The organism is Kitasatospora sp. NPDC034533 (genome assembly GCF_055575155.1).
In genome coordinates this window covers 145,028-166,185 of the sequence record NZ_JBVITE010000007.1, presented here as the reverse complement: position 1 = coordinate 166,185, position 21,158 = coordinate 145,028, and the positions used below count along the sequence as shown (strand labels likewise).

Genomic DNA, 21,158 nt, shown 5'->3' with positions numbered 1-21,158 from the left:
GGCAGCGTGGTCAGTGGGAGGAGCCGGCATGGGCTGGACGTGGCGGTACGAGAAGGCGGACGGCAGCGCGGTGACGCCCGACGGCGGCCAGGAGGAGTTCGCCGGCCAGGGGGACGCCGAGACCTGGATCGGCGAGACCTGGAGGCAGCTCGCGGAGGACGGCGTGGAGACCGCGGTGCTGCTGGAGGACGACCGGGTCGTCTACGCGATGAGTCTGAGCGAGGCGTAGTCCCGACGGACCCGGCGGGGTGGGGCGGCCGGTGCGGCGGCTCCACCCCGCCCGCACGCCCGCTCCCGAGGCCCGGTTACTTGACCCCGATCACGTGCAGCAGCGCCGCGACCTGCCGGTACGGGTCGGTGCGGCCGGCCCGGTCCTCGGCCTCCAGGAGCTGGGCCAGCCGGCGCCCGTCCACCGGTGGGGCCGCGTCGGCCGGGACGTTGTCGGTGAAGACCCGCACCCCGTACCAGTGCCGCAGCGGCACCGCCACCTCGGAGAGGGTGACGGTCAGGTCGGCGAGCCGGTCGGCCCGCGCGGCCAGCCCGAGCCGGTTGTAGTACCGGTCGGTCTCGAAGGCGTCCAGGGCGGCCCGCCAGTCCCCGGCGGCCGCGGGCCGCAGGGCGAGCGCGTCACGGTTGCGGACCAGCAGCGAGAGCAGCCCACCGGGCGCCAGCAGCCGGGCCAGCGAGGCGATCATCGGATCGGGGTCGGGCAGGTACATCAGCACGCCGTGGCAGATCACCACGTCGAAGCTGCGCGGGCCGAACCAGCGCCCGCACTGGTGTCCGTCGCCGCTGAGCAGCTGCATCCGGCCGCGGACCTCCGGCGGCTCCTCGGCGAGCGCCGCCTGGGCGACGCCGAGCGCGGCCGGGTCCGAGTCGAGCCCGGTGACGTAGTGGCCGGCCCGGGCCAGCCGCAGTGCCTGGGTGCCCTGGCCGCAGCCGATGTCGAGGACGCGCTGCGCGCTGCGGCCGGCCAGCTGCTCGGCGAGCTGGCGGGCGACGAGCTCCTGGCGGACGAAGTCCCGCAGCCCGCCGACCCGGGCCGGCCAGGCGGCGGTGCCGCCCGCGTAGGAACCGCTGCGCGAGGGCAGCCGGCGCTCCTGGGCCAGCCGGTCGTGGCCGCCGGCCCCCTGTCCGGGGAACGAACCGCCCTGCCCGGGAAGTGCGTAGAGGCCGGGCCCCTCCCAGGAGGGCGGGGCCCAGCCGGAGTCGACCGATTCGGCGGTCAGGGCTTCTCCCCGCGCCGCACCTGCGGCTTGGGCAGTCGCAGCCGGCGCATCTGGAGGGTGCGCATGATGCCGTAGGCGACGGCGCCGCGGGTGTTCTCCCCGGCGAAGCGCTCGGCCAGCTGCTTGCGCAGGCCGAGGCCGAGGCGGACGAAGTCGAGGATCACGAACACGAAGAACAGCAGGAACAGCAGCGTGGAGAGCAGCTGGATGGCCTGCACCTTGACGATGCTCATCACCAGGATGACCACGGCGGCCGGCAGGAAGAACTCGGCGAGCGACCAGCGGGCGTCCACGTAGTCGCGGGCGAACTTGCGCACCGGGCCCTTGTCCCGGGCCGGCAGGTGGCGCTCGTCGCCGTTCATCAGCGCCTGGCGCTGCTTCTCGCGCTCGGCGCGCATCCGCTCGCGCCCCTGGCGGGCGGCCTCCTTGCGGTCCTTGGGGACCGTCACCCGGGTGCGCCGGTTGGCCTCGGCCTCACTGCGCTTGGGGGTGGGGCGGCCCTTCTTGGCCTGCGGGTCGCGGGCCTGGGGCGTCTCGTCCTGCTTCTCCAGCACGGTGGCGGAGGCGGCGGCATCATCTGAACGGCGTCGGAACACACCACCAGCCTACGGGGTGCGGCGCGGCTTCCAAGGGGGCCCCGGGACCCGAACACACATCGGTACCGCGCGGTCGCCGTCCGGAACGGGTTCTCCCGGCCCTTCCCGTAGGGGATCATTCGGATGGACGATGGGGGGTATGAGGGGCGGATCCACCCGGGGGAGGAGGAAACGCCACTGGTCGGTGTAGCAGTCTTGTTGCAGGCAGGTGCACTGCGGCGACGGGCTCGCTGCACATACACTCGTCGTGTCTGGTAACGAGATAGAGACCGCAGGCCGGAGAAGGGGGCACCCGAGGCCCATGAGCGACGGAATCATGAAGCGTATGGGGCTGATCTTCCGCTCCAAGGCGAACAAGGCCTTGGACCGGGCGGAGGATCCGCGTGAGACGCTTGACTACTCCTACCAGAAGCAGCTCGAACTGCTGCAGAAGGTACGGCGTGGCGTCGCGGACGTCGCGACCTCGCGCAAGCGGCTCGAACTCCAGCTGACCCAGCTCCAGCAGCAGTCGGCCAAGTACGAGGACCAGGGCCGCAAGGCGCTGTCGCTCGGCCGGGAGGACCTCGCCCGCGAGGCGCTGACCCGCAAGGCCAACATGCAGTCGCAGATCACCGACCTGGAGACGCAGTACCAGCAGCTCCAGGCCGAGGAGGAGAAGCTCACGCTCGCCTCCCAGCGGCTCCAGGCCAAGGTGGACGCCTTCCGCACCAAGAAGGAGACCATCAAGGCGACGTACACGGCCGCCCAGGCGCAGACCCGCATCGCCGAGTCCTTCTCCGGGATCTCGGAGGAGATGGGGGACGTCGGCCTGGCGATCCAGCGCGCCGAGGACAAGACCGCCCAGATGCAGGCCCGGGCCGGTGCCATCGACGAGCTGCTCGCCTCCGGCGCGCTCGACGACGCGAGCGGTCTCGGCCGCAAGGACGACATCGAGGCCGAGCTGGAGCGCGTCGCCGGCGGGTCCGACGTCGAGCTGGAGCTGGCCCGGATGAAGGCCGAGCTGTCCGGTCCGTCCTCCTCCGGCCCCGCCGCGATCGAGCAGGGCCAGCCGCAGCAGCAGCCCCAGCAGCAGCCGCAGGACACCCCGCGCATCAACTACAACAAGTGATCTGAGCTCGACCCCACGAACCAGGGAGACGCACGGCATGATCATGAGGGTCATGGGTGAGGGGCAGTACGAGGTGGGCGAGGACCACCTGAACCTGCTCAACGAGCTCGACGCCGAGCTCGTCACCGCAGTGGAGTCGGGCGACGAGACGCTCTTCCGTCAGGCCTACGGCAAGCTCATCGACGCGGTGAAGCAGTACGGCACTCCGCTGCCGCTGGATTCACTGGAGCCGTCCGAGCTGATCCTGCCGAGTGCCGACGCGACGATCGACGAGGTCCGCGAACTGCTGATGGCCGACGGCGAAGGCGTGATCCCGGGTTTCCCCGAGTAGCACCTGCGACTGCTGCCAGACGAAACTGCTGCCAGACGAACGGGCGGGCCCCCTCCGGTGGGAGGGGGCCCGCCCGTTCGTCGTCGCCGGCCGGGGATTACGGCAGGGCCAGCATCCGGTCCAGCGCGGCCTTGGCGTGCTTCTCGGTCTCCGGGTCGACGGTGATCACGTTCGGCACCCGGCCCTCGACCAGCGACTCCAGAGCCCAGACCAGGTGCGGCAGGTCGATCCGGTTCATGGTCGAGCAGAAGCAGACCGTGCGGTCCAGGAAGACGATCTCCTTGTCCGGGTGCGCCTTGGCCAGGCGGCGGACCAGGTTCAGCTCGGTGCCGATGGCCCACCTGGAGCCGGGCTCGGCGGCGTCCAGCGCCTTGATGATGTACTCGGTCGAGCCCACCATGTCGGCGGCGGCGACGACCTCGTGCTTGCACTCGGGGTGCACCAGGACGGTCACGCCGGGGATCCGCTCGCGGACGTCGTTCACCGAGTCCAGGCTGAACCGGCCGTGCACCGAGCAGTGGCCGCGCCACAGGATCATCTTGGCGTCGCGCAGCTGCTCGGCGGTCAGGCCGCCGTTGGGCTTGTGCGGGTTGTAGACCACGCAGTCGTCCAGCGAGAAGCCCATGTCCCGCACCGCGGTGTTGCGGCCGAGGTGCTGGTCGGGCAGGAAGAGCACCTTCTCCCCCTGCTCGAAGGCCCACTCCAGGGCGCGCTTGGCGTTGGAGGAGGTGCAGATCAGGCCGCCGTGCCTGCCGGTGAAGGCCTTGATGTCGGCGGAGGAGTTCATGTACGAGACCGGGACGGTCACCTCGGCTATGCCGGCGTCGGTCAGCGCGTCCCAGCACTCGGCAACCTGCTGGGCGGTGGCCATGTCGGCCATCGAGCAGCCGGCCGCGAGGTCCGGCAGGACGACCTGCTGGCGGTCGCTGGTGAGGATGTCCGCCGACTCGGCCATGAAGTGCACGCCGCAGAAGACGATGTACTCGGCCTCCGGGCGGGCCGCCGCGTCGCGCGCGAGCTTGAAGGAGTCGCCGGTGACGTCGGCGAACTCGATCACCTCGTCGCGCTGGTAGTGGTGGCCGAGGATGAAGACGCGGTCGCCGAGCGCGGCCTTGGCCGCCCGGGCGCGCTCGACGAGGTTCGGGTCGGAGGCCGGGGGGAGGTCACCGGGGCATTCGACACCGCGCTCGCTGTTCGGGTCGGCCTCGCGGCCGAGCAGCAGCAGAGCGAGCGGCGTCGGAGCGGGGTCGACGCCGTGGGTCTCGGTGATGGTGGTGGTCACGGGCGGGTGCCCTTCTGTGCGGCCGAGCTAGCGGTGGGGCCTTTTCGTCTAACTGACGCTATCTATGATAACCGGTTAGCGTCAGAGTGACGATGGCCATCCTGTCGATGTGACGAGAACCGCTCGCCGGAAAGGATCTCCCGGCGGGCCCGGATAGCCAATTCGAGGGTGTCGAGCGTTGTCGAATCGATATTTCGAAGCCTCGGGGTATGGCTGAGCCATGAAGGCAATTGCGATCAACCGCTACGGCGGCCCCGAGGTGGTCGAGTACACCGACCTGCCCGATCCCAAGGTCGGCCCCGACTCCGTCCTGGTGGAGGTCCGGGCGGCCGGGGTGAACCCGGTGGACTGGAAGGTCCGGGAGGGCGCCCTGGACGGCATCCTCGACGTGCACTTCCCCCTGGTCATGGGCTGGGACCTGGCCGGGGTGGTCCGCGCCGTCGGCGGCGGGGTCACCGAGTTCGGCCCGGGCGACGAGGTGTACGGCTACGTCCGCAAGGACGCCGTCGAGCACGGCACCTACGCCGAACTGGTCTCCGCCCCGGTCCGCACCCTGGCCCGCAAGCCGGCCGCGCTGGACTGGGCACAGGCCGGCGGCCTGCCGCTGGCCGGGCTCACCGCCCTCCAGGCGCTGAGGGCGCTGGGCGTCGCCGAGGGGGACACCGTCCTGGTGCACGCCGCCGCGGGCGGGGTCGGCCACCTGGCGGTGCAGTTGGCCCGGGCCGCCGGCGCCCGGGTGATCGGCACCGCGGCCGAGCGCAACCACGACTTCCTGCGCGGCCTCGGCGCCGAGCCGGTGGTGTACGGCGAGGGCCTGGCCGACCGCGTCCGCGCGCTCGCCCCCGACGGGGTGGACGCGGCCCTGGACCTCGTCGGCCGGGGCGCCGTCCAGGTCTCGACCGCGCTGGTGGCCGACCCGGGCCGGATCGCCTCGATCACCGACTTCGGGGTCAAGGCGATCGGCGGACGGTACGTCTGGGCCCGCCCGGACGCCGCGGACCTCGCCGAACTGGCCGCGCTCGCCGACGACGGCCGGCTGACCGTCACCGTCGCCTCCACCTTCCCGCTGGCCCAGGCCGCCTCCGCCCAGGCGCTCAGCGCCGAGGGCCGCACCCGGGGGAAGATCGTGCTGCTGGTGTAGCGGAGCGCGGGTCCGGCCCAGCCGTCGTCGGCAGCGGTGAAGCCACCGGGGTCATCCGCCAGAATGGTGACGAACCGTTTCGGCGGTGGCCGTCCGTCGCCCGCCGCCGGAGCGCCCCGCCGACCCCCGTACGACCCGTGGAGCCCCTCACCCATGAGCAGTAGCCGAGCACACGTGGTGGTCGGGGCCGACCTGGACGAGACCGACCGGCTCCTGCTCGCCCGGCTCGGCAGCGACGGCCGCGCCTCGTACGCCGAGATCGGCCTCCAGGTGAACCTCTCCGCCACCGCCGTGCGCCGGCGCATCGACCGGCTGCGGGCGCGCGGCGTGGTCCGGGGCTTCACCGTGGTGCTCGACCCGGCCGTGCTGGGCTGGCAGACCGAGGCCTTCGTCGAGGTCTACTGCCGCGAGCGCACCGCCCCCGAGGAGATCCTGGCCAGCCTGCGGCAGTTCCCCGAGGTGGTCGCCGCCTGGACGGTCACCGGCGACCCGGACGCCCTGGTGCACCTTCGGGCCGCCGACATGCGCCACCTGGAAGGCGTCATCGAGCGCATCCGGCGCGAACCCGGCGTCCAGCGCAGCCGCTCCTCGGTGGTCCTCTCCCAGCTCATCGGATGAGCCCTCCCGCCGCGCGCAGGAATCCTGCGCGCAGCGGCGCGAAGACGCTGGAAACCTGCCTGACCAGCCGCGTTCCGACGCGCGGGGAGGCACTCTCGCTGCCTACGCTGATCACGTCCGGTCGTCGCGGTGAAGCGTCCCGCGCACCGGACGGCCCCCGACACCACACGCCGAGAGGGACAGCCGTGTCCGCAGCACCCGACCGCATGCACCGGCCCGACAACGACCTGGTCGACCTGGTCTTCGACTACATGCGGGACCGGCTGCAGTACGACCCCGTCCCGCTCGACCACCCCGGCGACGGCGAGCACCTGCGCGCCCAGCTGGCCGGCCTGCTGAACCAGGACGGCAACGACCCGGCCGACGTGCTCAAGCTCTACGACCACGAGCTGTCCCGCGCGGTCATCTCCGCCGACAGCCCGCGCTACCTGTCCTTCATCCCGTGCGCCCCGACCAAGGCCGCGCTGCTGTTCGACATGGTCGTCTCCTGCGCCTCCCTCCAGGGCATCTCGTGGCTGGAGGCGGCCGGCGCGATCGCCGCCGAGAACCAGGTGCTGCGGCTGATCGCCGACCGCGCGGGCATGCCCCAGTCGGCCGGCGGGACCTTCGTCTCCGGCGGCTCGGCGGGCAACCTCTCCGCCCTCGTCGTCGCCCGCGACACCGCCCGCCGCCGCCTCGCCGGCGAGGGCCGTCCGCAGGCCCGGCTGCGCATCGCCGTCGCCGACCAGGTGCACTCGTCGGTCAAGAACACCTTCAACATCATCGGCGTGGAGGCCTTCAAGGTCCCGACCGTGAACCGCCGCTTCACCGGCGAGGCACTGCGCGCCGCCCTGGCCGCCGACCCGGACCCCGGGACCGTGATCGCCGTCGTCGGCACCGCCGGCACCACCAACGAGGGCATCGTCGACGACCTCAAGGGCCTGGCCGAGGTCGCCCGCGAGCGTGACCTGTGGTTCCACGTGGACGGCGCCTACGGCGGCGCGGGTCTGTTCGCCCCCTCGGTGCGCGAGCGCTACGACGGCATCGAGCACGCCGACTCCTTCGTGGTGGACCCCCACAAGTGGCTGTTCGCCCCCTTCGACTGCGCCGCGCTGCTCTACCGCAACCCGCAGCTCGCCCGCGCCGTGCACACCCAGGACGCCTCCTACCTGGACGTCCTGCACACCGAGGGCGACGAGTGGAACCCCACCGACTACGCCTACCACCTGACCCGGCGCGCCCGCGGCCTGCCGCTCTGGTTCTCGCTGGCCGTGCACGGCGTCCAGGCCTACACCGACGCGATCGAGGCCGGCCTCACCCTGGCCCGGGAGACCGCCGAGCTGATCCGCGGGTCCGAGCACCTGGAGCTGCTGTTCGAGCCGCAGCTGTCGGCGGTCTGCTTCAAGCGCAAGGGCTGGACCAACGACGACTACTACCGCTGGTCGCAGCAGCTGCTCGCGGACCAGATCGGCTTCGTCACCCCCACCGGCTGGGACGGCGAGACGGTCGCCCGCTTCGCCTTCCTGCACCCGGGCACCACCATGGAGATGGTCAGGGAGATCCTGGACACCATGGCCTGAGCCCGCTCCCCGTCACGGCCCCCACCGGCGCGTTCCGGCGGGGGGCCGTACGCGTGCTCACGCCGTGCGCCCGCCCACCCCGTGCGCGGGTTCACAGGAACGCCCCGCTCGGCAGGTACGGCGTGGGCGGACGCATCCCGCGCACCCCGACGAAACCGCCGGCCCGGGGCGTCAGCCCGACCTCCAGCCCGACGTCCAGCGCCCACTCCTGCTCCGCGGTCAGGTACTCCACCCGCGCCTCGACCCCGTCCGGCACCCGGGCCAGCGCCTCCCGCAGCAGCCGGACGGCGATCCGCCTGCTGGTGGCCGCGAGCAGCCGCACCACGCCGCCGTCCCGGTAGCAGTAGCCGCTGCCGGCCAGCGCGTCGGCGATCAGCAGCTCCTCGAAGTGGCCCAGCATCAGCTCGTGGTCCGGCCCGTGGGCGGACCCGCGCAGCCGCCGGTCCACCGAGTCCAGCAGGTGCAGGTGGGTGGCGTTGCCCCGGTGCACCGGGATGTCCCCCGGATCGAGCAGCCCGCCGCGGTCCACCCGCCCGGCCAGCCGCATCGCCGGGTGCAGGGTGAACCCGGCCAGCCGGTAGCGGCGGGCCGCCGCCGGGGAGTCCGCGGCGCAGACCATGCCGCGCAGACAGCCCCGGGAGTGCGCCGCCGCCCGTTCCAGCAGCAACCGCCCGACGCCCTTGCCCTGCGCGGACGGCCGGACCGCGAACAGCGAGGGCGCCCACAGGCCCTCCCGCCGGATCGACAGCACCGCCCCGACCGGCTCGCCGTCGATCGAGGCCAGCCAGCACCCGCCGGGATCGGTGCGCGCCAGGTGCCTGGTCCGGGCCAGCCGCAGCGGCGACCGCTCCGGAGCCGCCCCCGCCGGGGCGGCCTCGCCGAACGCGGCGGCGGCGAGCTCCTGGACGACCTCGGCGTCCGCGGCGGTGTCCCTGACCGGGCGAAGGATCATGAGGACCATCCTGGCGGCCGGTGGGCCGCAGCGGGGCCGGTTCACCCGGATCCGCCTCCCGGGCGGTGACCGGGCCCGCCGGGGTGTGCGAGCATGGGAACCGTAGGGGCACGGGTGCCGAACCCGGCCCACGGACAACCAGCCGCGACAAGCCGCAGAAATCCACCGCCGCCCGGGAAATGAAACCGGACGGCTGTTGGTTGGCACTGACGGCAGACCGTCGTCAAGACCGGGAGAAAGCAGATGACCGTCCAGGACGAGACCACCGTCGAGAGTGGCATCCTCCTCACCGATGCCGCCGCGGCCAAGGTCAAGGCCCTGCTGGAGCAGGAAGGCCGCGAGGACCTGGCGCTGCGCGTCGCCGTCCAGCCCGGTGGCTGCTCCGGCCTGCGTTACCAGCTGTTCTTCGACGAGCGCTCGCTCGACGGCGACGTGATCAAGGACTTCAACGGTGTCAAGGTCGTCACCGACCGGATGAGCGCCCCGTACCTGGGCGGCGCCACCGTCGACTTCGTCGACACCATCGAGAAGCAGGGCTTCACCATCGACAACCCGAACGCCACCGGCTCCTGCGCCTGCGGCGACTCGTTCAGCTAGGCCTGCTGCGGAAGGCGGCCCCGGGGATCACCCCGGGGCCGCCTTTCCGTTTCCTCCGCCTCGGCTTCCTACTGCTCGGCGCCGTCCGGGGTGACCGGGTCCGGCCCCATGTGCGGGTCGCCCTGGAGGGGCAGCTCCTGGCCGCTGGTCCGGTCGACCACGGTCCGCCCGGCCAGCGGCGAGCGCAGATCGGCCGAGACCGACTGCCGCTTGGCCAGCGCGTTGCACTTCTGCCCGGGCTCGACCGTGGGCGGGCCCGGCACGACCAGCACCTCCACCCGGCCCGGCTGCGACTCGTCCGCCTTCAGCGCGTACGTGGTGCAGACCCCGCCGAAGAAGTAGACGGTCAGCTTGGTGGTGCCGTCGATCCGGTAGGCGACCGGCGGACGGGTCGGCGAGGCCGAACCGTTCGGGTTCGGCTCGCCCACCGCGATCCCGTTGCCCGGGGGAGTGGACGGGGCCGGCTGCCCGGGTGCGGGCGAGGCCAGGGTGGGCGTGGCGCCGGCGGTCGGCGGCTGCGCGGCGCCCGTGGAGGCGTCCGCGGAGGCCTGCGGGGAGGCGCTCGCCGAGGCCGAGGCGGCGGGCGTGCCGCTCGTCGCCGCGTCCGAGGAGGGCTTGCCGCCTCCGCCGCAGCCCGCCACCGTCACCACCGCCGCCAGTGCCAGGGCCCCCAGGGCCACCACTCGCCGACCGCGCCGGGGCATCGTCTCCGGATCCATCTGCACATCCTCCCGAGGGTTCAGCGGTGCCGCCCGCTCGGCCGCGCCGCGCGGATGTGACGTGCCCCGGACGGATCCGGTTCCTTACCGATCCGTTCCGGTGTCAGAACCCGTACTCGGCCATCCCGGCGACCACCCGCCGCGCCCCGGAGGGCACCCGGAAGCCGGCCGGGGCGGGAAGGGCGGGCTCCGGACCGGCCGCGAGCTGCGGCCAGAACCGGCGCAGCCGCCGGGAGGAGTCCACCAGGGCGTCGAGGGACTCGCCGTCGTCCGTCCGCAGGACGGGCACGGGGGAGTGGTCGGTCGTCATCGGGCATCGCTCCGATCCAGAGCCGTGGCCACGCTGCCACGGTCGACGTCGAGACCGCGCGCGGCGGCCTCCTGAGGCCGACCCTAGGCAGCGCTCCGGGCCGCCACCAGGGCTACCGGGAGGTAGTACACATCCGGTGCCGGCGGGTGCCACCATGGCCGGGCGGGCGGCAACTTCCGGCACTCTTGCCTGGGCGCCCGCCGGGGCCCGGTACCGTGGGTGGGTTCACCCCCGCCTGCCCGTTGGCCCCGCAGCCACCCCTGAGGAGACCTCCCGTGCGTATCGCCGTCGCCGGCTCGATCGCCACCGACCACCTGATGACGTTCCCCGGCCGGTTCGCCGACCAGCTCGTCGCCGAACAGCTCCACACCGTGTCGCTGTCCTTCCTGGTCGACGCCCTGGACATCCGCCGTGGCGGCGTCGCGCCGAACATCGCCTTCGGCATGGGTGTGCTCGGCCTGCGCCCGGTCCTGGTCGGCGCCGCCGGCGCGGACTTCGCCGAGTACCGCAGCTGGCTGGAGCGCAACAACGTGGACTGCGACTCCGTCCACATCTCCGAGACCCGCCACACCGCGCGCTTCATGTGCACCACGGACGAGGACCACAACCAGATCGCCTCGTTCTACACCGGCGCCATGGCCGAGGCCCGCAACATCGAGCTGAAGCCGATCGCCGACCGCGTCGGCGGCCTGGACCTCGTCCTGATCGGCGCCGACGACCCGCAGGGCATGATCCGCCACACCCAGGAGTGCCGCACCCGCGGCTACGCCTTCGCCGCCGACCCCTCCCAGCAGCTGGCCCGCCTGGAGGGCGACGACATCCGCGAGATCGTCGACGGCGCCGCGTACCTGTTCACCAACGAGTACGAGGCCGCGCTGATCGAGAGCAAGACCGGCTGGGACGGCGACGAGCTGCTCGGCCGCGTCGGCACCCGGATCACCACCCTGGGCAGCAAGGGCGTCCGGATCGACCGCAAGGGCGAGGCCCCGATCCTGGTCGGCTGCGCCAAGGAGGAGGCCAAGGTCGACCCGACCGGTGTCGGCGACGCCTTCCGGGCGGGCTTCCTGGCCGGCCTGTCCTGGGACCTGGAGCTGGAGCGCTCCGCCCAGCTCGGCTGCATGCTCGCCACCCTGGTGATCGAGACCGTCGGCACCCAGGAGTACGAGCTGCGCCCGGCCGCCTTCCTGGCGCGCTTCGAGGAGGCCTACGGAGCCGAGGCGGCCGCCGACGTCGCCGCCCACCTGGTCAAGTAGTCCCCGCTCCTCAGGAGCGGCGCAGCACGAGGTAGGCCGAGCCCCGGTCGCCGCCGTACTCGGCGGCCGGGGCCTCGCCCGCGTACTCCTGCCCGCGCATCCCGCACCAGGCCGGGACGTCCAGCCGCGCCGCCTCGTCGTCGGACAGCACGGCGACCGTGCCGCCGAGCGGCACCTCGCCGATCCGCTTGGCCAGCTCGATCACCGGCAGCGGGCAGCGCTTGCCGAGGGCGTCGATGACCAGCAGCGGCTCCTCGGCCGCCGGCCCGGGTGCCGACAGGTCCAGCCCGAGCGGAGCCCGGACGCCGGCCACCACGTCCGGGAGCACCGCCAGGAAGCGGTCCACGTCCGCCTCGGCCGTCCCGTACGGCAGCGAGACCCGGACGTTCCCCTCGGTGAGCACCCCCATCGCCGCAAGCACGTGGCTGGGCGTCAGCGTGGACGAGGTGCAGGAGGAGCCGGAGGAGACCGCGAAGCCCGCCCGGTCCAGCTCCGTCAGCAGCACCTCGCCGTCCACGTACAGGCAGGAGAAGGTGACGATGTGCGGCAGCCGCCGCACCGGGTCGCCGACCACCTCGACCTCGGGCACCAGCCGCGGCACCCGGGCGCGGATCCGCTCCACCAGCGCGTGCAGCCGGGCGTTCTCCCGATCGGCCTCGGCCCGTACGGCGCGCAGCGAGGCGGCCGCGGCCACGATCGCCGGGACGTTGACGTAGCCGGGCACCCGGCCGCCCTCGCGCTCGTCGGCCGGCAGCGGCGAGGCGTACCGGACCCCCTTGCGCACCGCCAGCACCCCGACCCCGGGCGGGCCGCCCCACTTGTGGGCGCTGGCGGTCAGCAGCGACCAGCCCGCCGGGACGTCCACCCGTCCGGCGCTCTGCGCCGCGTCCACCAGCAGGGGGACACCGGCCTCGGCGCACAGCGCGGCGACCTCGCCGACCGGCTGCACCGTCCCCACCTCGTGGTTGGCGCTCTGCAGCGCGGCCAGCGCGGTGTCCGGGCGCAGCAGCGCGCCGAAGGCCGCCGGGTCGGCCCGGCCGGTCCGGTCCACCGGCGCCACCGCGACCTCGCCCCCGCCGGCTTCGTGGCGTTCGGCGACGTGCAGCACGCTGGAGTGCTCCACCGCGGAGTGGACGAAGTGGCCGCCGCGCCGCCGGTTGCCGGTCAGGGCGCCCAGGAGCCCGAGCTGGACGGCCTGGGTGCCGCTGGCGGTGAAGGCGATCTCGTCCGGCCGGGCGCCGAGCACCGCGGCCACCGTCTCGCGGGCGGCGTCCAGCAGCATCCGGGCCTGCCGGCCGGAGCGGTACAGCCGGGCCGGATCGGCCCAGCCCTCGTCCAGGGCGGCGGTCAGGGCCTGCCGCGCGACGGGGTGCAGGGGGGCCGTCGAGGCCGCGTCGAAGTACACGGTCACATTTAACGACACACCCGGTGTGCGTCCCGGTCCGGTCGCGCGACTCACCGGCCGTCAGTCGATCACCCCGAATGTCCGCTTCATCCACGTCCGACGGGCCGTCACGGGCGTCGTCCGAGGTCATCCCCCGATCGGGCGTACGGACCTCGAATGCCTACGATGACCTGCGGCGCAGCCCTTGCCGGGCCTGATCGGGCTAGCAGGCGGCGCGTTACCGGGGGCTGCCCGTCAGGAGCGCATAAGGCTGGAGTAGGGTTTGGCCCGCATAAGCATTCAAACCGTGCCCGTGGACGGGTCGCCGGGGAGGCTCACACTCCTCCCCGGGGCGACGCGAAGGCGGGCGAGACTTCGGGAAGGCGCTACGTGAGTCCCAACGGCTCCGACCGCTCGCCGCGGCGCACGATGCGGCGGAAGCTGCCTCAGGCGCTGGCACTGGGCCTCGTCATCGCGACCGCCACCGGCTGCTCGGCCAACGACCTCCCCAGGCTTGGCCTCCCGAGCCCCGTCACGAAGGAAGGACCCATGGTCCTCCAGATGTGGCAGGGCTCCTGGATCGCGGCGCTGGTGGTCGGCGTACTGATGTGGGGTCTGATCATCTGGAGCGTGATCTTCCACCGGCGCAAGCGCACCGGCGTGGAGGTTCCCCCGCAGACCCGGTACAACGTGCCCATCGAGGCGCTCTACACCGCGGTCCCCATCATCATCGTCTCGGTGCTCTTCTACTTCGTCGCCCGCGACGAGGCCAAGCTGACCGCCACCTCCGAGAAGCCGCAGCACTACGTCAACGTGGTGGGCTTCCAGTGGAGCTGGGCGTTCAACTACGAGAACACCGAGACCCCCGACCCGGCCAACAAGGACGCCGCGTACGAGGTCGGTACGCCCAAGGACGCTCCGACGCTCTGGCTGCCGGTCAACGAGACGGTGCAGTTCCGTCTCACCTCGCGTGACGTCATCCACGACTTCTGGCCCGTCAACTTCATGATGAAGATGGACGTCGTGCCGGGCGTGGTGAACAAGTTCGAGGTCACCCCGACCGTCAAGGGCGAGTACATGGGCAAGTGTGCCGAGCTCTGCGGCGTCGACCACTCGCGCATGCTGTTCAACGTCAAGGTCGTCGACCGCGCCGACTACGACAAGCACCTGGCCGAACTTCGTGCCAAGGGCCAGAACGGCGCGGTGCCCTCCGGCCTCATCGGCATGGGAAGTGAAGAGAAGTGACAATCCTCAACGAGCCCGCCGCGGCCGGCGGGAGCGCCGGTGCCGTCACGGTCGGGGCGCAGCGGACCCGGAAGCCGGGTTCGACCATCATCAAGTGGTTGACCACCACCGACCACAAGACGATCGGCACCCTGTACCTGGGGACGTCGTTCGCCTTCTTCCTGATCGGTGGCATCCTCGCCCTGGTCATGCGCGCCGAGCTGGCTCGTCCCGGGACCCAGATCCTGTCGAACGAGCAGTTCAACCAGGCGTTCACGATGCACGGCACGATCATGCTGCTGATGTTCGCGACGCCGCTGTTCGCGGGCTTCGCGAACTGGATCATGCCGCTCCAGATCGGCGCCCCGGACGTGGCCTTCCCGCGTCTGAACATGTTCGCGTACTGGCTGTACCTCTTCGGCTCGACCATCGCGGTGGCGGGCTTCGTGACCCCGAACGGCGCCGCCGACTTCGGCTGGTTCGCCTACGCCCCGCTGTCGGACGCCGTGCACTCGCCCGGCATCGGCGGCGACATGTGGATCATGGGTCTGGCCTTCTCCGGCTTCGGCACGATCCTCGGTGCGGTCAACTTCATCACCACGATCATCTGCATGCGCGCCCCCGGCATGACGATGTTCCGGATGTCGATCTTCGTCTGGAACGTCCTGCTGACCTCGGTGCTGGTCCTGCTGGCCTTCCCGGTGCTGGCCGCCGCGCTGTTCGCCCTGGAGGCGGACCGCAAGTTCGGTGCCCACGTCTTCGACCCGGCCAACGGCGGGGCGCTGCTCTGGCAGCACCTGTTCTGGTTCTTCGGCCACCCCGAGGTGTACATCATCGCGCTGCCGTTCTTCGGCATCGTGTCGGAGATCGTCCCGGTCTTCAGCCGCAAGCCCATGTTCGGCTACTCCGGCCTGATCGCGGCCACCATCGCGATCGCCGGTCTGTCCGTGACGGTGTGGGCGCACCACATGTACGTCACCGGCCAAGTGCTGTTGCCGTTCTTCTCCTTCATGACCTTCCTGATCGCGGTCCCGACCGGCGTGAAGTTCTTCAACTGGGTCGGCACCATGTGGAAGGGCTCGCTGTCCTTCGAGACGCCGATGCTCTGGACGGTCGGCTTCCTGGTCACCTTCCTCTTCGGTGGTCTGACCGGTGTCCTGCTGGCCTCCCCGCCGATCGACTTCCACGTCTCGGACTCGTACTTCGTCGTCGCCCACTTCCACTACGTGGTCTTCGGCACCGTCGTGTTCGCGATGTTCGCCGGCTTCCACTTCTGGTGGCCGAAGATGACCGGCAAGATGCTGGACGAGCGCCTCGGCAAGATCACCTTCTGGACGCTGTTCTTCGGCTTCCACACCACCTTCCTGGTGCAGCACTGGCTCGGCGCGGAGGGCATGCCCCGCCGTTACGCCGACTACCTGGCCTCGGACGGCTTCACCACGCTGAACACCGTCTCGACCGTCGGCTCCTTCGTGCTCGGCCTGTCGATCCTGCCGTTCCTCTACAACGTCTGGAAGACCGCCAAGTACGGCGAGAAGGTCACCGTGGACGACCCGTGGGGCTTCGGCCGCTCCCTGGAGTGGGCGACCTCCTGCCCGCCGCCGCGGCACAACTTCCTCACCCTCCCGCGGATCCGCTCCGAATCCCCGGCCTTCGACCTCCACCACCCGGAGATCGCCGCGCTGGACTACCTGGAGAACCACGGTGAGCCGGCCAAGCACCTCGCCGGTGTGACCCCGGCGAAGTACGACGCCCCGCAGCTGGGCAAGGGCAAGAAGGAGGGCGACGCCTGATGAAGGAACAGGGAAAGATCTTCCTCGGCCTGTCGGTCTTCGTCCTGGCCATGGCCATCACCTACGGCCTGTGGACCAACCACTCGGACCGCGGCATCGAGGCCGCCGGCACCACCGCGCTGTTCCTGGCCTTCGGCCTCTGCGCCTTCATCGGGTACTACCTCGCCTTCACCGCCCGCCGGGTGGACAGCGGCGCGGGTGACAACCCCGAGGCCGAGGTCGCGGACGACTCCGGCGAGCTGGGCTTCTTCGCCCCGCACAGCTGGCAGCCGCTCGCGCTGGCCTGTGGTGGCGCGCTCGCCTTCCTGGGCGTGATCTTCGGCTGGTGGCTGATGTTCTGGGCCGCCCCGATCATCCTGATCGGCATCTTCGGATGGGTCTTCGAGTTCTACCGGGGCGAGAACCAGAACCAGTAGGGTTCTCCGCTTCCGGCACCAGGGCCGGTCCCCCCGCACGGGGGGACCGGCCCTGCTGCGTCTCCCCGGGTGACGGCCTCACTCCGGTGGGTGAACAGGGAGTCCCTCGGATGTCGCTTCTCCCGGGCCGGTTCCTACGATCTGATCAATCGTGCGAACCTTCGGAGGCGGCCATGGCCGACAGGCGTGGAATCGCAGCTCTCGGCGGCATCTCGCTCGCCCTCGCGGTACTGGCCCCGCTGGCCGGTTGCACAGCGGGGGAGGACGACCGCACCACCGGGGGGCCGCACCGGATCGACGCGGCCCCGCTGGTCCACCTCTCGGCGGAGGGCAAGGTCGACCCCTCCCAGTCCGTCACCGTGACCGCCGTCCGGGGCAGTCGGCTCACCGACGTCACCGTGGTCGGCCCGGACGGCCGGGTGGTCGCCGGGAAGCTCGCCGACGACCAGCGCAGCTGGCAGACCACCGGCCGGCTGAAGGCCTCCACCGCGTACTCCGTCCGGATCTCCGCCGACGACGGCAAGGGCGGCCGCGGTGACACCACCGCGAAGTTCAGCACCGTCGAGGCCCAGCGCCTGCTCACCGCCAAGCTCGGCCCGGACTCCTCCGGCAGCGGCGTCTACGGCGTGGGCCAGCCGCTCACCGTGCAGCTCTCCGAGGGCATCAAGGACCCGCAGGCCCGTCAGGAGGTCGAACGGGTGCTGACGGTAGGCTCCCAGCCCACCGTCAAGGGCGCCTGGTACTGGGTGGACGACAAGAACCTGCACTTCCGCCCCGAGGAGTACTGGCCGGCCGGTACGACCGTCTCCCTGGCCTTCGACGGCACCGGCAGCCGGATCGCCGACGGCCTCTACGGCGGCGACCGCAGCTCGCTGAAGCTGCGGATCGGCGAACGGGTGGAGTCGGTGATCGACGCGGCCGCCCACGTCCTCACCCTGAAGCGCGACGGCGAGGTGCTGCGGACCATCCCGGTCACCACCGGCAAGCCGGGCTTCGACACCCGCAACGGCGTCAAGGTGGTGCTCGGCCAGGAGCGGTCGGTCCGGATGAACGGCGAGACCATCGGCATAGCGGCGGGCAGCTCCGAGGCCTACGACCTGAACGTGGAGTGGGCCACCCGGGTGACGTGGAGCGGCGAGTACGTCCACGCGGCGCCCTGGTCGGTCGGCTCGCAGGGCCTGGAGAACGTCAGCCACGGCTGCACCGGCATGAGCACCGAGAACGCGCAGTGGTTCTACCAGCACACCCGGGTGGGGGACCTGGTGACGGTGGTGAACAGCCTCGGCGGCGCGATGGAGCCCTTCGGCAACGGCTTCGGGGACTGGAACGTCGGCTGGGCGGACTGGCTCAAGCACAGCGCCTCCGGACAGCCCGTCAGCACCACCGCGCCGACCGCCCAGTCCCCGGCCTCGGGGATGATCCGCCCCGAGCTCTGACCGGCTCCCTAGCGCTCCGGATAGGCCAGCCGCAGGGCGTCGTCCACGGCGGCCAGGGCCTCCGCGGGGGAGAGGCCCAACCGGCTCGCCCGGGCCGCGTACTCGGCGGCGGCCTCGGCGGCCAGCCGGTGGGCGGCGTCCCCGGTGGCGGCGATCAGCGTGCCGCGCCGGCCGTGGGTCTCCACCACGCCGTCCGCCTCCAGTTCGCGGTAGGCGCGGGCGACGGTGCCTGCGGCCAGCCCCAGCTCCTCGGCCAGGGCGCGGACGGTGGGCAGCTTCAGTCCGGCCGGCAGCTCGCCGGAGCGGGCCCGCTCGGCGATCTGGGAGCGGATCTGCTCGTACGGGGGAGTGGCGGAGGCGGGGTCGACGGAGAGCTGCACGGTGGCTCCTGGTGGCGCGGGCGGCGGGTACGGGGCGGCGGGTACGGCAAAGCCCGAGGGCCGCCGACCAGACGAACTGGTCAGCGGCCCTCGGGGTGACGCGGTGGTGCCTACGGGATCAGTGGTGGCCGTGGCCGCTGGTGATCTCGTGGTGCTCCTCGGCGGTCGGCTTGGGGATCTGGCTGCCCTCGCCGTAGAAGCCGCGGGAGAGCTTGGCCCGGGTGCGGGTGAGGGCGCCGGCCTTGCGGGCCACGCCGTTCTCGTCCGTCTGGGCCGGCAGCTCGATCGGCTGGTTCTGCTCGTGCGCGGTGAGCTTGTGCAGGTCGCCCTGCGGCAGCTGGGCGTGCACCTCGACGAACTCGCCGTGCGGCAGGCGCTTGATGACGCCCGTCTCGCGGCCGTGCAGCACCTTCTCCTTGTCACGGCGCTGGAGGCCGAGGCACCAGCGCTTGGTGATGATGAAGACCGCGACCGGGACGACGAAGAAGCCGACGCGGACGAAGTAGGTGATCGCGTTGATCGACAGGTGCAGGTGGGTGGCGAACAGGTCGTTGCCACCACCGATCAGCAGCACCAGGTAGAGGCTGATCCAGGCGGCACCCAGGGCGGTGCGGACCGGGGCGTTGCGCGGGCGGTCCAGGATGTGGTGCTCGCGGTTGTCGCCGGTGACCCAGCTCTCGATGAACGGGTAGACCGCGATGGCGACCAGGACCAGCGGGAAGATCATCAGAGGGACGAAGACACCCAGGTTCAGGGTGTGGCCCCACAGGCCGATCTCCCAGCCCGGCATGACGCGGATCAGGCCCTCGGAGAAGCCCATGTACCAGTCGGGCTGGGCGTCGGTCGACACCTGGTCCGGACGGTAGGGGCCGACCGACCAGATCGGGTTGATCGTGGCGATCGCCGAGATGGCGGCGATGATGCCGAACACCAGGAAGAAGAAGCCACCGGCCTTGGCCATGTAGACCGGCATCAGCGGCATGCCGACGACGTTCTTCTCGGTCTTGCCCGGGCCCGCCCACTGGGTGTGCTTGTGGTAGAAGACCAGGATCAGGTGCGCGACCAGCAGGCCGAGCATGATGCCGGGGATCAGCAGCACGTGGATGGTGAAGAACCGCGGGATGATGTCGTGCCCGGGGAACTCGCCGCCGAACAGGAACATCTGGATGTAGGTGCCCACCAGCGGGACGGCGAGGATCGCGCCTTCCATGAAGCGGATACCGGTGCCCGACAGCAGGTCGTCCGGCAGCGAGTAGCCGAAGAAGCCGTCGAACATGCCCAGGACCAGCAGCAGGAAGCCGAAGACCCAGTTGATCTCACGGGGCTTGCGGAACGCGCCGGTGAAGAACACGCGCATCATGTGCACGAGCATCGCGGCCACGAAGACCAGGGCGGCCCAGTGGTGGATCTGGCGGATCAGCAGACCGCCGCGGATCTCGAAGCTGATGTCCACGGTGGAGGCGTACGCCTCGGACATCGGGAGGCCCTTGAGCGGCACGTACGAGCCGTCGTAGACGACCTCGGCCATCGAGGGCTTGAAGAACAGCGTCAGGTAGACACCGGTCAGGATGATGATGATGAAGGTGTAGAGGCAGATCTCGCCCAGCATGAAGGACCAGTGGTCCGGGAAGATCTTCCGCAGGTTGGCCTTGGCGAGGGAGTAGATCCCCAGCCGGCCGTCCGTCCAGTCAGCCGCGGCTTCCCACTTGTTGGCGGGCTTCTCACGCGTGCTGGAGGGCTTGGCGGCACCGGTCGTGGTGCTGCTCGCGCTACTCATCGAGCACGCTCCCAGTAGCTCGGGCCGACGGGCTCCGCGAAGTCGCCGGTGGCGACCAGGTTGCCCTTCTCGTCAGTGGTGATCTTCAGCTGCGGCAGCGGGTGGCCGGCCGGGCCGAAGATGACGCGGGCGCCGTCCGCCAGGTCGAAGGTCGACTGGTGGCAGGGGCAGAGCGCGTGGTGGGTCTGCTGCTCGTACAGGCTGATCGGGCAGCCGACGTGGGTGCAGATCTTGGAGTAGGCGAGGATGCCCTCGAAGCCCAGGTCCTTGGACTTCTCGTCCTTGATGTCCTCGGGCGCGATGCGGACCAGCATCAGGGCGTCCTTGGCGATCCGCTGCTGGAAGTCCTCGCTGTGCGTGGACAGGCCCTCCGGCATGGCGAAGGTCAGCGAGCCGACGGTGATGTCCTCGGGCTTCATCGGCTGCATGGTGTTCATGTTGATGAGCGGCAGCGGCTTGGCCTCGGTCGCCTCCTTCCAGCCGGTCTCCTTGAGCTTCTTCTCGGGAAGCGGGCCGAGGTCACGGAGCAGGACCACGCCGGAGAGCGGGACCAGCGCCATGGAGCCGATCAGGGTGTTGCGGATCATCTTGCGGCGGCCGAAGCCGGACTCGGCGGCGCCGGTCTTGAACTGCTCGATGACGTCCGCGCGGACCTCGTCGGAGGCCTCGATCGGGTGACGCTCGGACGGCATCTCGACGTCCGACATCAGGGTGCGGGCCCAGTGGACCGCGCCCGCGCCGATCATGAACAGCGCGACGCCCAGCGTCAGGCCGAGCGCGAAGTTCAGCGCGCTGACGTGGCCGAGCGGGAAGATGTAGACGATCTTGTCCGGGTCGATGGCCACGTACGAGGCGATGAAGCCGACGGTGGCGAGCATCGAGACCACGAACATCAGCGAGACCTGGCGCTCGGCGCGCTTGGCGGCCCGCTCGTCGATGTCGGTGCGACGGGGCTCGTGGGCCGGCAGGCCCGGGTCGGCGAACGGGCTGCCGTGGTCGGCCACCTCGCCGGCGGAGCCGTGGGGCTCCGGGAGCTTCTCTTCTGACATGTCG

General features: G+C 71.4%; 22 protein-coding genes. 12 read left to right on the top strand and 10 right to left on the bottom strand.

All coding sequences use genetic code 11. The features are described from left to right. The first annotated feature begins 28 nt into the window (after positions 1 to 28). On the top strand, positions 29 to 229 hold the full coding sequence (locus ACZ55U_RS08040; RefSeq protein WP_465523611.1) for a hypothetical protein: 201 nt from the start codon (positions 29 to 31) through the stop codon (positions 227 to 229). 76 nt (positions 230 to 305) lie between these two features. Here ACZ55U_RS08040 and ACZ55U_RS08035 read toward each other — a convergent pair whose 3' ends face one another. Both ACZ55U_RS08035 and ACZ55U_RS08030 read right to left on the bottom strand, forming a co-directional pair. Further along, positions 306 to 1,028: a class I SAM-dependent methyltransferase gene (locus ACZ55U_RS08035; RefSeq protein ID WP_465523705.1), complete on the bottom strand. Its 723-nt coding sequence runs from the start codon at positions 1,026 to 1,028 to the stop codon at positions 306 to 308. A 197-nt stretch (positions 1,029 to 1,225) separates the two neighbouring features. Then, positions 1,226 to 1,825 carry a DUF3043 domain-containing protein gene (locus ACZ55U_RS08030; protein ID WP_465523609.1) on the bottom strand — a complete coding sequence of 200 codons (600 nt, stop codon included), beginning with the start codon at positions 1,823 to 1,825 and terminating at the stop codon, positions 1,226 to 1,228. A gap of 301 nt (positions 1,826 to 2,126) precedes the next feature. Here ACZ55U_RS08030 and ACZ55U_RS08025 point away from each other — a divergent pair, with 301 nt between their 5' ends. Together ACZ55U_RS08025 and pspAA are read left to right on the top strand one after the other, a co-directional pair. Then, positions 2,127 to 2,933, top strand: a complete 807-nt coding sequence (locus ACZ55U_RS08025) for a PspA/IM30 family protein (RefSeq protein WP_380696256.1) — start codon at positions 2,127 to 2,129, stop codon at positions 2,931 to 2,933. A 37-nt stretch (positions 2,934 to 2,970) separates the two neighbouring features. After that, positions 2,971 to 3,264, top strand: a complete 294-nt coding sequence (gene pspAA / locus ACZ55U_RS08020; RefSeq protein WP_359826351.1) for a PspA-associated protein PspAA — start codon at positions 2,971 to 2,973, stop codon at positions 3,262 to 3,264. A gap of 97 nt (positions 3,265 to 3,361) precedes the next feature. On the opposite strand, the gene nadA is transcribed toward pspAA, so the two are convergent. After that, positions 3,362 to 4,546: a quinolinate synthase NadA gene (gene nadA, locus ACZ55U_RS08015; protein ID WP_465523607.1), complete on the bottom strand. Its 1,185-nt coding sequence runs from the start codon at positions 4,544 to 4,546 to the stop codon at positions 3,362 to 3,364. Between the two features lie 220 nt (positions 4,547 to 4,766). Between nadA and ACZ55U_RS08010 the strand changes: the two genes are divergently transcribed. The 3 genes from ACZ55U_RS08010 (at position 4,767) to ACZ55U_RS08000 (ending at position 7,864) form a co-directional block, all read left to right on the top strand. Beyond that, positions 4,767 to 5,687, top strand: coding sequence for an NADP-dependent oxidoreductase (locus tag ACZ55U_RS08010; RefSeq protein WP_465523605.1), 921 nt, complete (start codon positions 4,767 to 4,769; stop codon positions 5,685 to 5,687). 153 nt (positions 5,688 to 5,840) lie between these two features. After that, the gene (locus ACZ55U_RS08005) at positions 5,841 to 6,305 is read left to right on the top strand and encodes an Lrp/AsnC family transcriptional regulator (protein WP_465523603.1); all 465 of its coding nucleotides are present in this window, start codon (positions 5,841 to 5,843) and stop codon (positions 6,303 to 6,305) included. Positions 6,306 to 6,490: 185 nt separating this feature from the next. Further along, positions 6,491 to 7,864, top strand: coding sequence for a pyridoxal phosphate-dependent decarboxylase family protein (locus ACZ55U_RS08000; RefSeq protein ID WP_465523601.1), 1,374 nt, complete (start codon positions 6,491 to 6,493; stop codon positions 7,862 to 7,864). Positions 7,865 to 7,955: 91 nt separating this feature from the next. Here ACZ55U_RS08000 and ACZ55U_RS07995 read toward each other — a convergent pair whose 3' ends face one another. Next, the gene (locus ACZ55U_RS07995) at positions 7,956 to 8,816 is read right to left on the bottom strand and encodes a GNAT family N-acetyltransferase (RefSeq protein WP_465523599.1); all 861 of its coding nucleotides are present in this window, start codon (positions 8,814 to 8,816) and stop codon (positions 7,956 to 7,958) included. Between the two features lie 243 nt (positions 8,817 to 9,059). Between ACZ55U_RS07995 and erpA the strand changes: the two genes are divergently transcribed. After that, a complete protein-coding gene (gene erpA / locus ACZ55U_RS07990) occupies positions 9,060 to 9,413 on the top strand; it encodes an iron-sulfur cluster insertion protein ErpA (protein ID WP_316520866.1) in 354 nt (117 codons plus the stop codon). Positions 9,414 to 9,481: 68 nt separating this feature from the next. On the opposite strand, the gene ACZ55U_RS07985 is transcribed toward erpA, so the two are convergent. Both ACZ55U_RS07985 and ACZ55U_RS07980 read right to left on the bottom strand, forming a co-directional pair. After that, positions 9,482 to 10,132 carry a hypothetical protein gene (locus ACZ55U_RS07985; RefSeq protein WP_465523598.1) on the bottom strand — a complete coding sequence of 217 codons (651 nt, stop codon included), beginning with the start codon at positions 10,130 to 10,132 and terminating at the stop codon, positions 9,482 to 9,484. A gap of 103 nt (positions 10,133 to 10,235) precedes the next feature. Further along, the gene (locus ACZ55U_RS07980; RefSeq protein ID WP_465523596.1) at positions 10,236 to 10,442 is read right to left on the bottom strand and encodes a hypothetical protein; all 207 of its coding nucleotides are present in this window, start codon (positions 10,440 to 10,442) and stop codon (positions 10,236 to 10,238) included. A 275-nt stretch (positions 10,443 to 10,717) separates the two neighbouring features. Here ACZ55U_RS07980 and ACZ55U_RS07975 point away from each other — a divergent pair, with 275 nt between their 5' ends. Continuing rightward, positions 10,718 to 11,695 carry a carbohydrate kinase family protein gene (locus ACZ55U_RS07975; protein ID WP_465523594.1) on the top strand — a complete coding sequence of 326 codons (978 nt, stop codon included), beginning with the start codon at positions 10,718 to 10,720 and terminating at the stop codon, positions 11,693 to 11,695. 10 nt (positions 11,696 to 11,705) lie between these two features. Here ACZ55U_RS07975 and ACZ55U_RS07970 read toward each other — a convergent pair whose 3' ends face one another. After that, positions 11,706 to 13,100, bottom strand: coding sequence for an aminotransferase class V-fold PLP-dependent enzyme (locus tag ACZ55U_RS07970; protein ID WP_465523592.1), 1,395 nt, complete (start codon positions 13,098 to 13,100; stop codon positions 11,706 to 11,708). A gap of 369 nt (positions 13,101 to 13,469) precedes the next feature. Between ACZ55U_RS07970 and ctaC the strand changes: the two genes are divergently transcribed. The 4 genes from ctaC (at position 13,470) to ACZ55U_RS07950 (ending at position 17,948) form a co-directional block, all read left to right on the top strand. Then, a complete protein-coding gene (ctaC, locus tag ACZ55U_RS07965) occupies positions 13,470 to 14,324 on the top strand; it encodes an aa3-type cytochrome oxidase subunit II (protein ID WP_465523590.1) in 855 nt (284 codons plus the stop codon). Further along, a complete protein-coding gene (ctaD, locus tag ACZ55U_RS07960) occupies positions 14,321 to 16,096 on the top strand; it encodes an aa3-type cytochrome oxidase subunit I (RefSeq protein ID WP_465523588.1) in 1,776 nt (591 codons plus the stop codon). Before ctaC ends, ctaD begins: the two co-directional genes overlap by 4 nt. After that, positions 16,096 to 16,512 carry a cytochrome c oxidase subunit 4 gene (locus ACZ55U_RS07955; RefSeq protein WP_465523586.1) on the top strand — a complete coding sequence of 139 codons (417 nt, stop codon included), beginning with the start codon at positions 16,096 to 16,098 and terminating at the stop codon, positions 16,510 to 16,512. The genes ctaD and ACZ55U_RS07955 overlap by 1 nt, the downstream gene beginning before the upstream one ends. Before the next feature lie 173 nt (positions 16,513 to 16,685). Continuing rightward, the gene (locus ACZ55U_RS07950) at positions 16,686 to 17,948 is read left to right on the top strand and encodes a L,D-transpeptidase (protein WP_465523584.1); all 1,263 of its coding nucleotides are present in this window, start codon (positions 16,686 to 16,688) and stop codon (positions 17,946 to 17,948) included. Between the two features lie 8 nt (positions 17,949 to 17,956). Here the strand turns inward: ACZ55U_RS07950 and ACZ55U_RS07945 are convergent, their stop codons facing one another. The 3 genes from ACZ55U_RS07945 to qcrA all read right to left on the bottom strand — a co-directional run bounded on the left by ACZ55U_RS07945 (position 17,957) and on the right by qcrA (position 21,154). Then, entirely contained in the window at positions 17,957 to 18,328 is a 372-nt protein-coding gene (locus ACZ55U_RS07945) for a GntR family transcriptional regulator (RefSeq protein ID WP_465523583.1), read from the bottom strand. Positions 18,329 to 18,446: 118 nt separating this feature from the next. Next, entirely contained in the window at positions 18,447 to 20,105 is a 1,659-nt protein-coding gene (gene qcrB / locus ACZ55U_RS07940) for a cytochrome bc1 complex cytochrome b subunit (protein WP_465523581.1), read from the bottom strand. Continuing rightward, on the bottom strand, positions 20,102 to 21,154 hold the full coding sequence (qcrA, locus tag ACZ55U_RS07935) for a cytochrome bc1 complex Rieske iron-sulfur subunit (RefSeq protein ID WP_465523579.1): 1,053 nt from the start codon (positions 21,152 to 21,154) through the stop codon (positions 20,102 to 20,104). Before qcrA ends, qcrB begins: the two co-directional genes overlap by 4 nt. Between the last annotated feature and the right edge of the window lie 4 nt (positions 21,155 to 21,158).

Bases quoted from the DNA above. Each gene is read 5' to 3' on its own strand.
- ACZ55U_RS08040 (WP_465523611.1), top strand. From the start codon at position 29: ATGGGCTGGACGTGGCGGTACGAGAAGGCGGACGGCAGCGCGGTGACG.
- ACZ55U_RS08025 (WP_380696256.1), top strand. From the start codon at position 2,127: ATGAGCGACGGAATCATGAAGCGTATGGGGCTGATCTTCCGCTCCAAG.
- pspAA (WP_359826351.1), top strand. From the start codon at position 2,971: ATGATCATGAGGGTCATGGGTGAGGGGCAGTACGAGGTGGGCGAGGAC.
- ACZ55U_RS08010 (WP_465523605.1), top strand. From the start codon at position 4,767: ATGAAGGCAATTGCGATCAACCGCTACGGCGGCCCCGAGGTGGTCGAG.
- ACZ55U_RS08005 (WP_465523603.1), top strand. From the start codon at position 5,841: ATGAGCAGTAGCCGAGCACACGTGGTGGTCGGGGCCGACCTGGACGAG.
- ACZ55U_RS07995 (WP_465523599.1), bottom strand. From the start codon at position 8,816: ATGATCCTTCGCCCGGTCAGGGACACCGCCGCGGACGCCGAGGTCGTC.
- erpA (WP_316520866.1), top strand. From the start codon at position 9,060: ATGACCGTCCAGGACGAGACCACCGTCGAGAGTGGCATCCTCCTCACC.
- ACZ55U_RS07985 (WP_465523598.1), bottom strand. From the start codon at position 10,132: ATGGATCCGGAGACGATGCCCCGGCGCGGTCGGCGAGTGGTGGCCCTG.
- ACZ55U_RS07980 (WP_465523596.1), bottom strand. From the start codon at position 10,442: ATGACGACCGACCACTCCCCCGTGCCCGTCCTGCGGACGGACGACGGC.
- ACZ55U_RS07955 (WP_465523586.1), top strand. From the start codon at position 16,096: ATGAAGGAACAGGGAAAGATCTTCCTCGGCCTGTCGGTCTTCGTCCTG.
- ACZ55U_RS07950 (WP_465523584.1), top strand. From the start codon at position 16,686: ATGGCCGACAGGCGTGGAATCGCAGCTCTCGGCGGCATCTCGCTCGCC.
- qcrB (WP_465523581.1), bottom strand. From the start codon at position 20,105: ATGAGTAGCGCGAGCAGCACCACGACCGGTGCCGCCAAGCCCTCCAGC.
- qcrA (WP_465523579.1), bottom strand. From the start codon at position 21,154: ATGTCAGAAGAGAAGCTCCCGGAGCCCCACGGCTCCGCCGGCGAGGTG.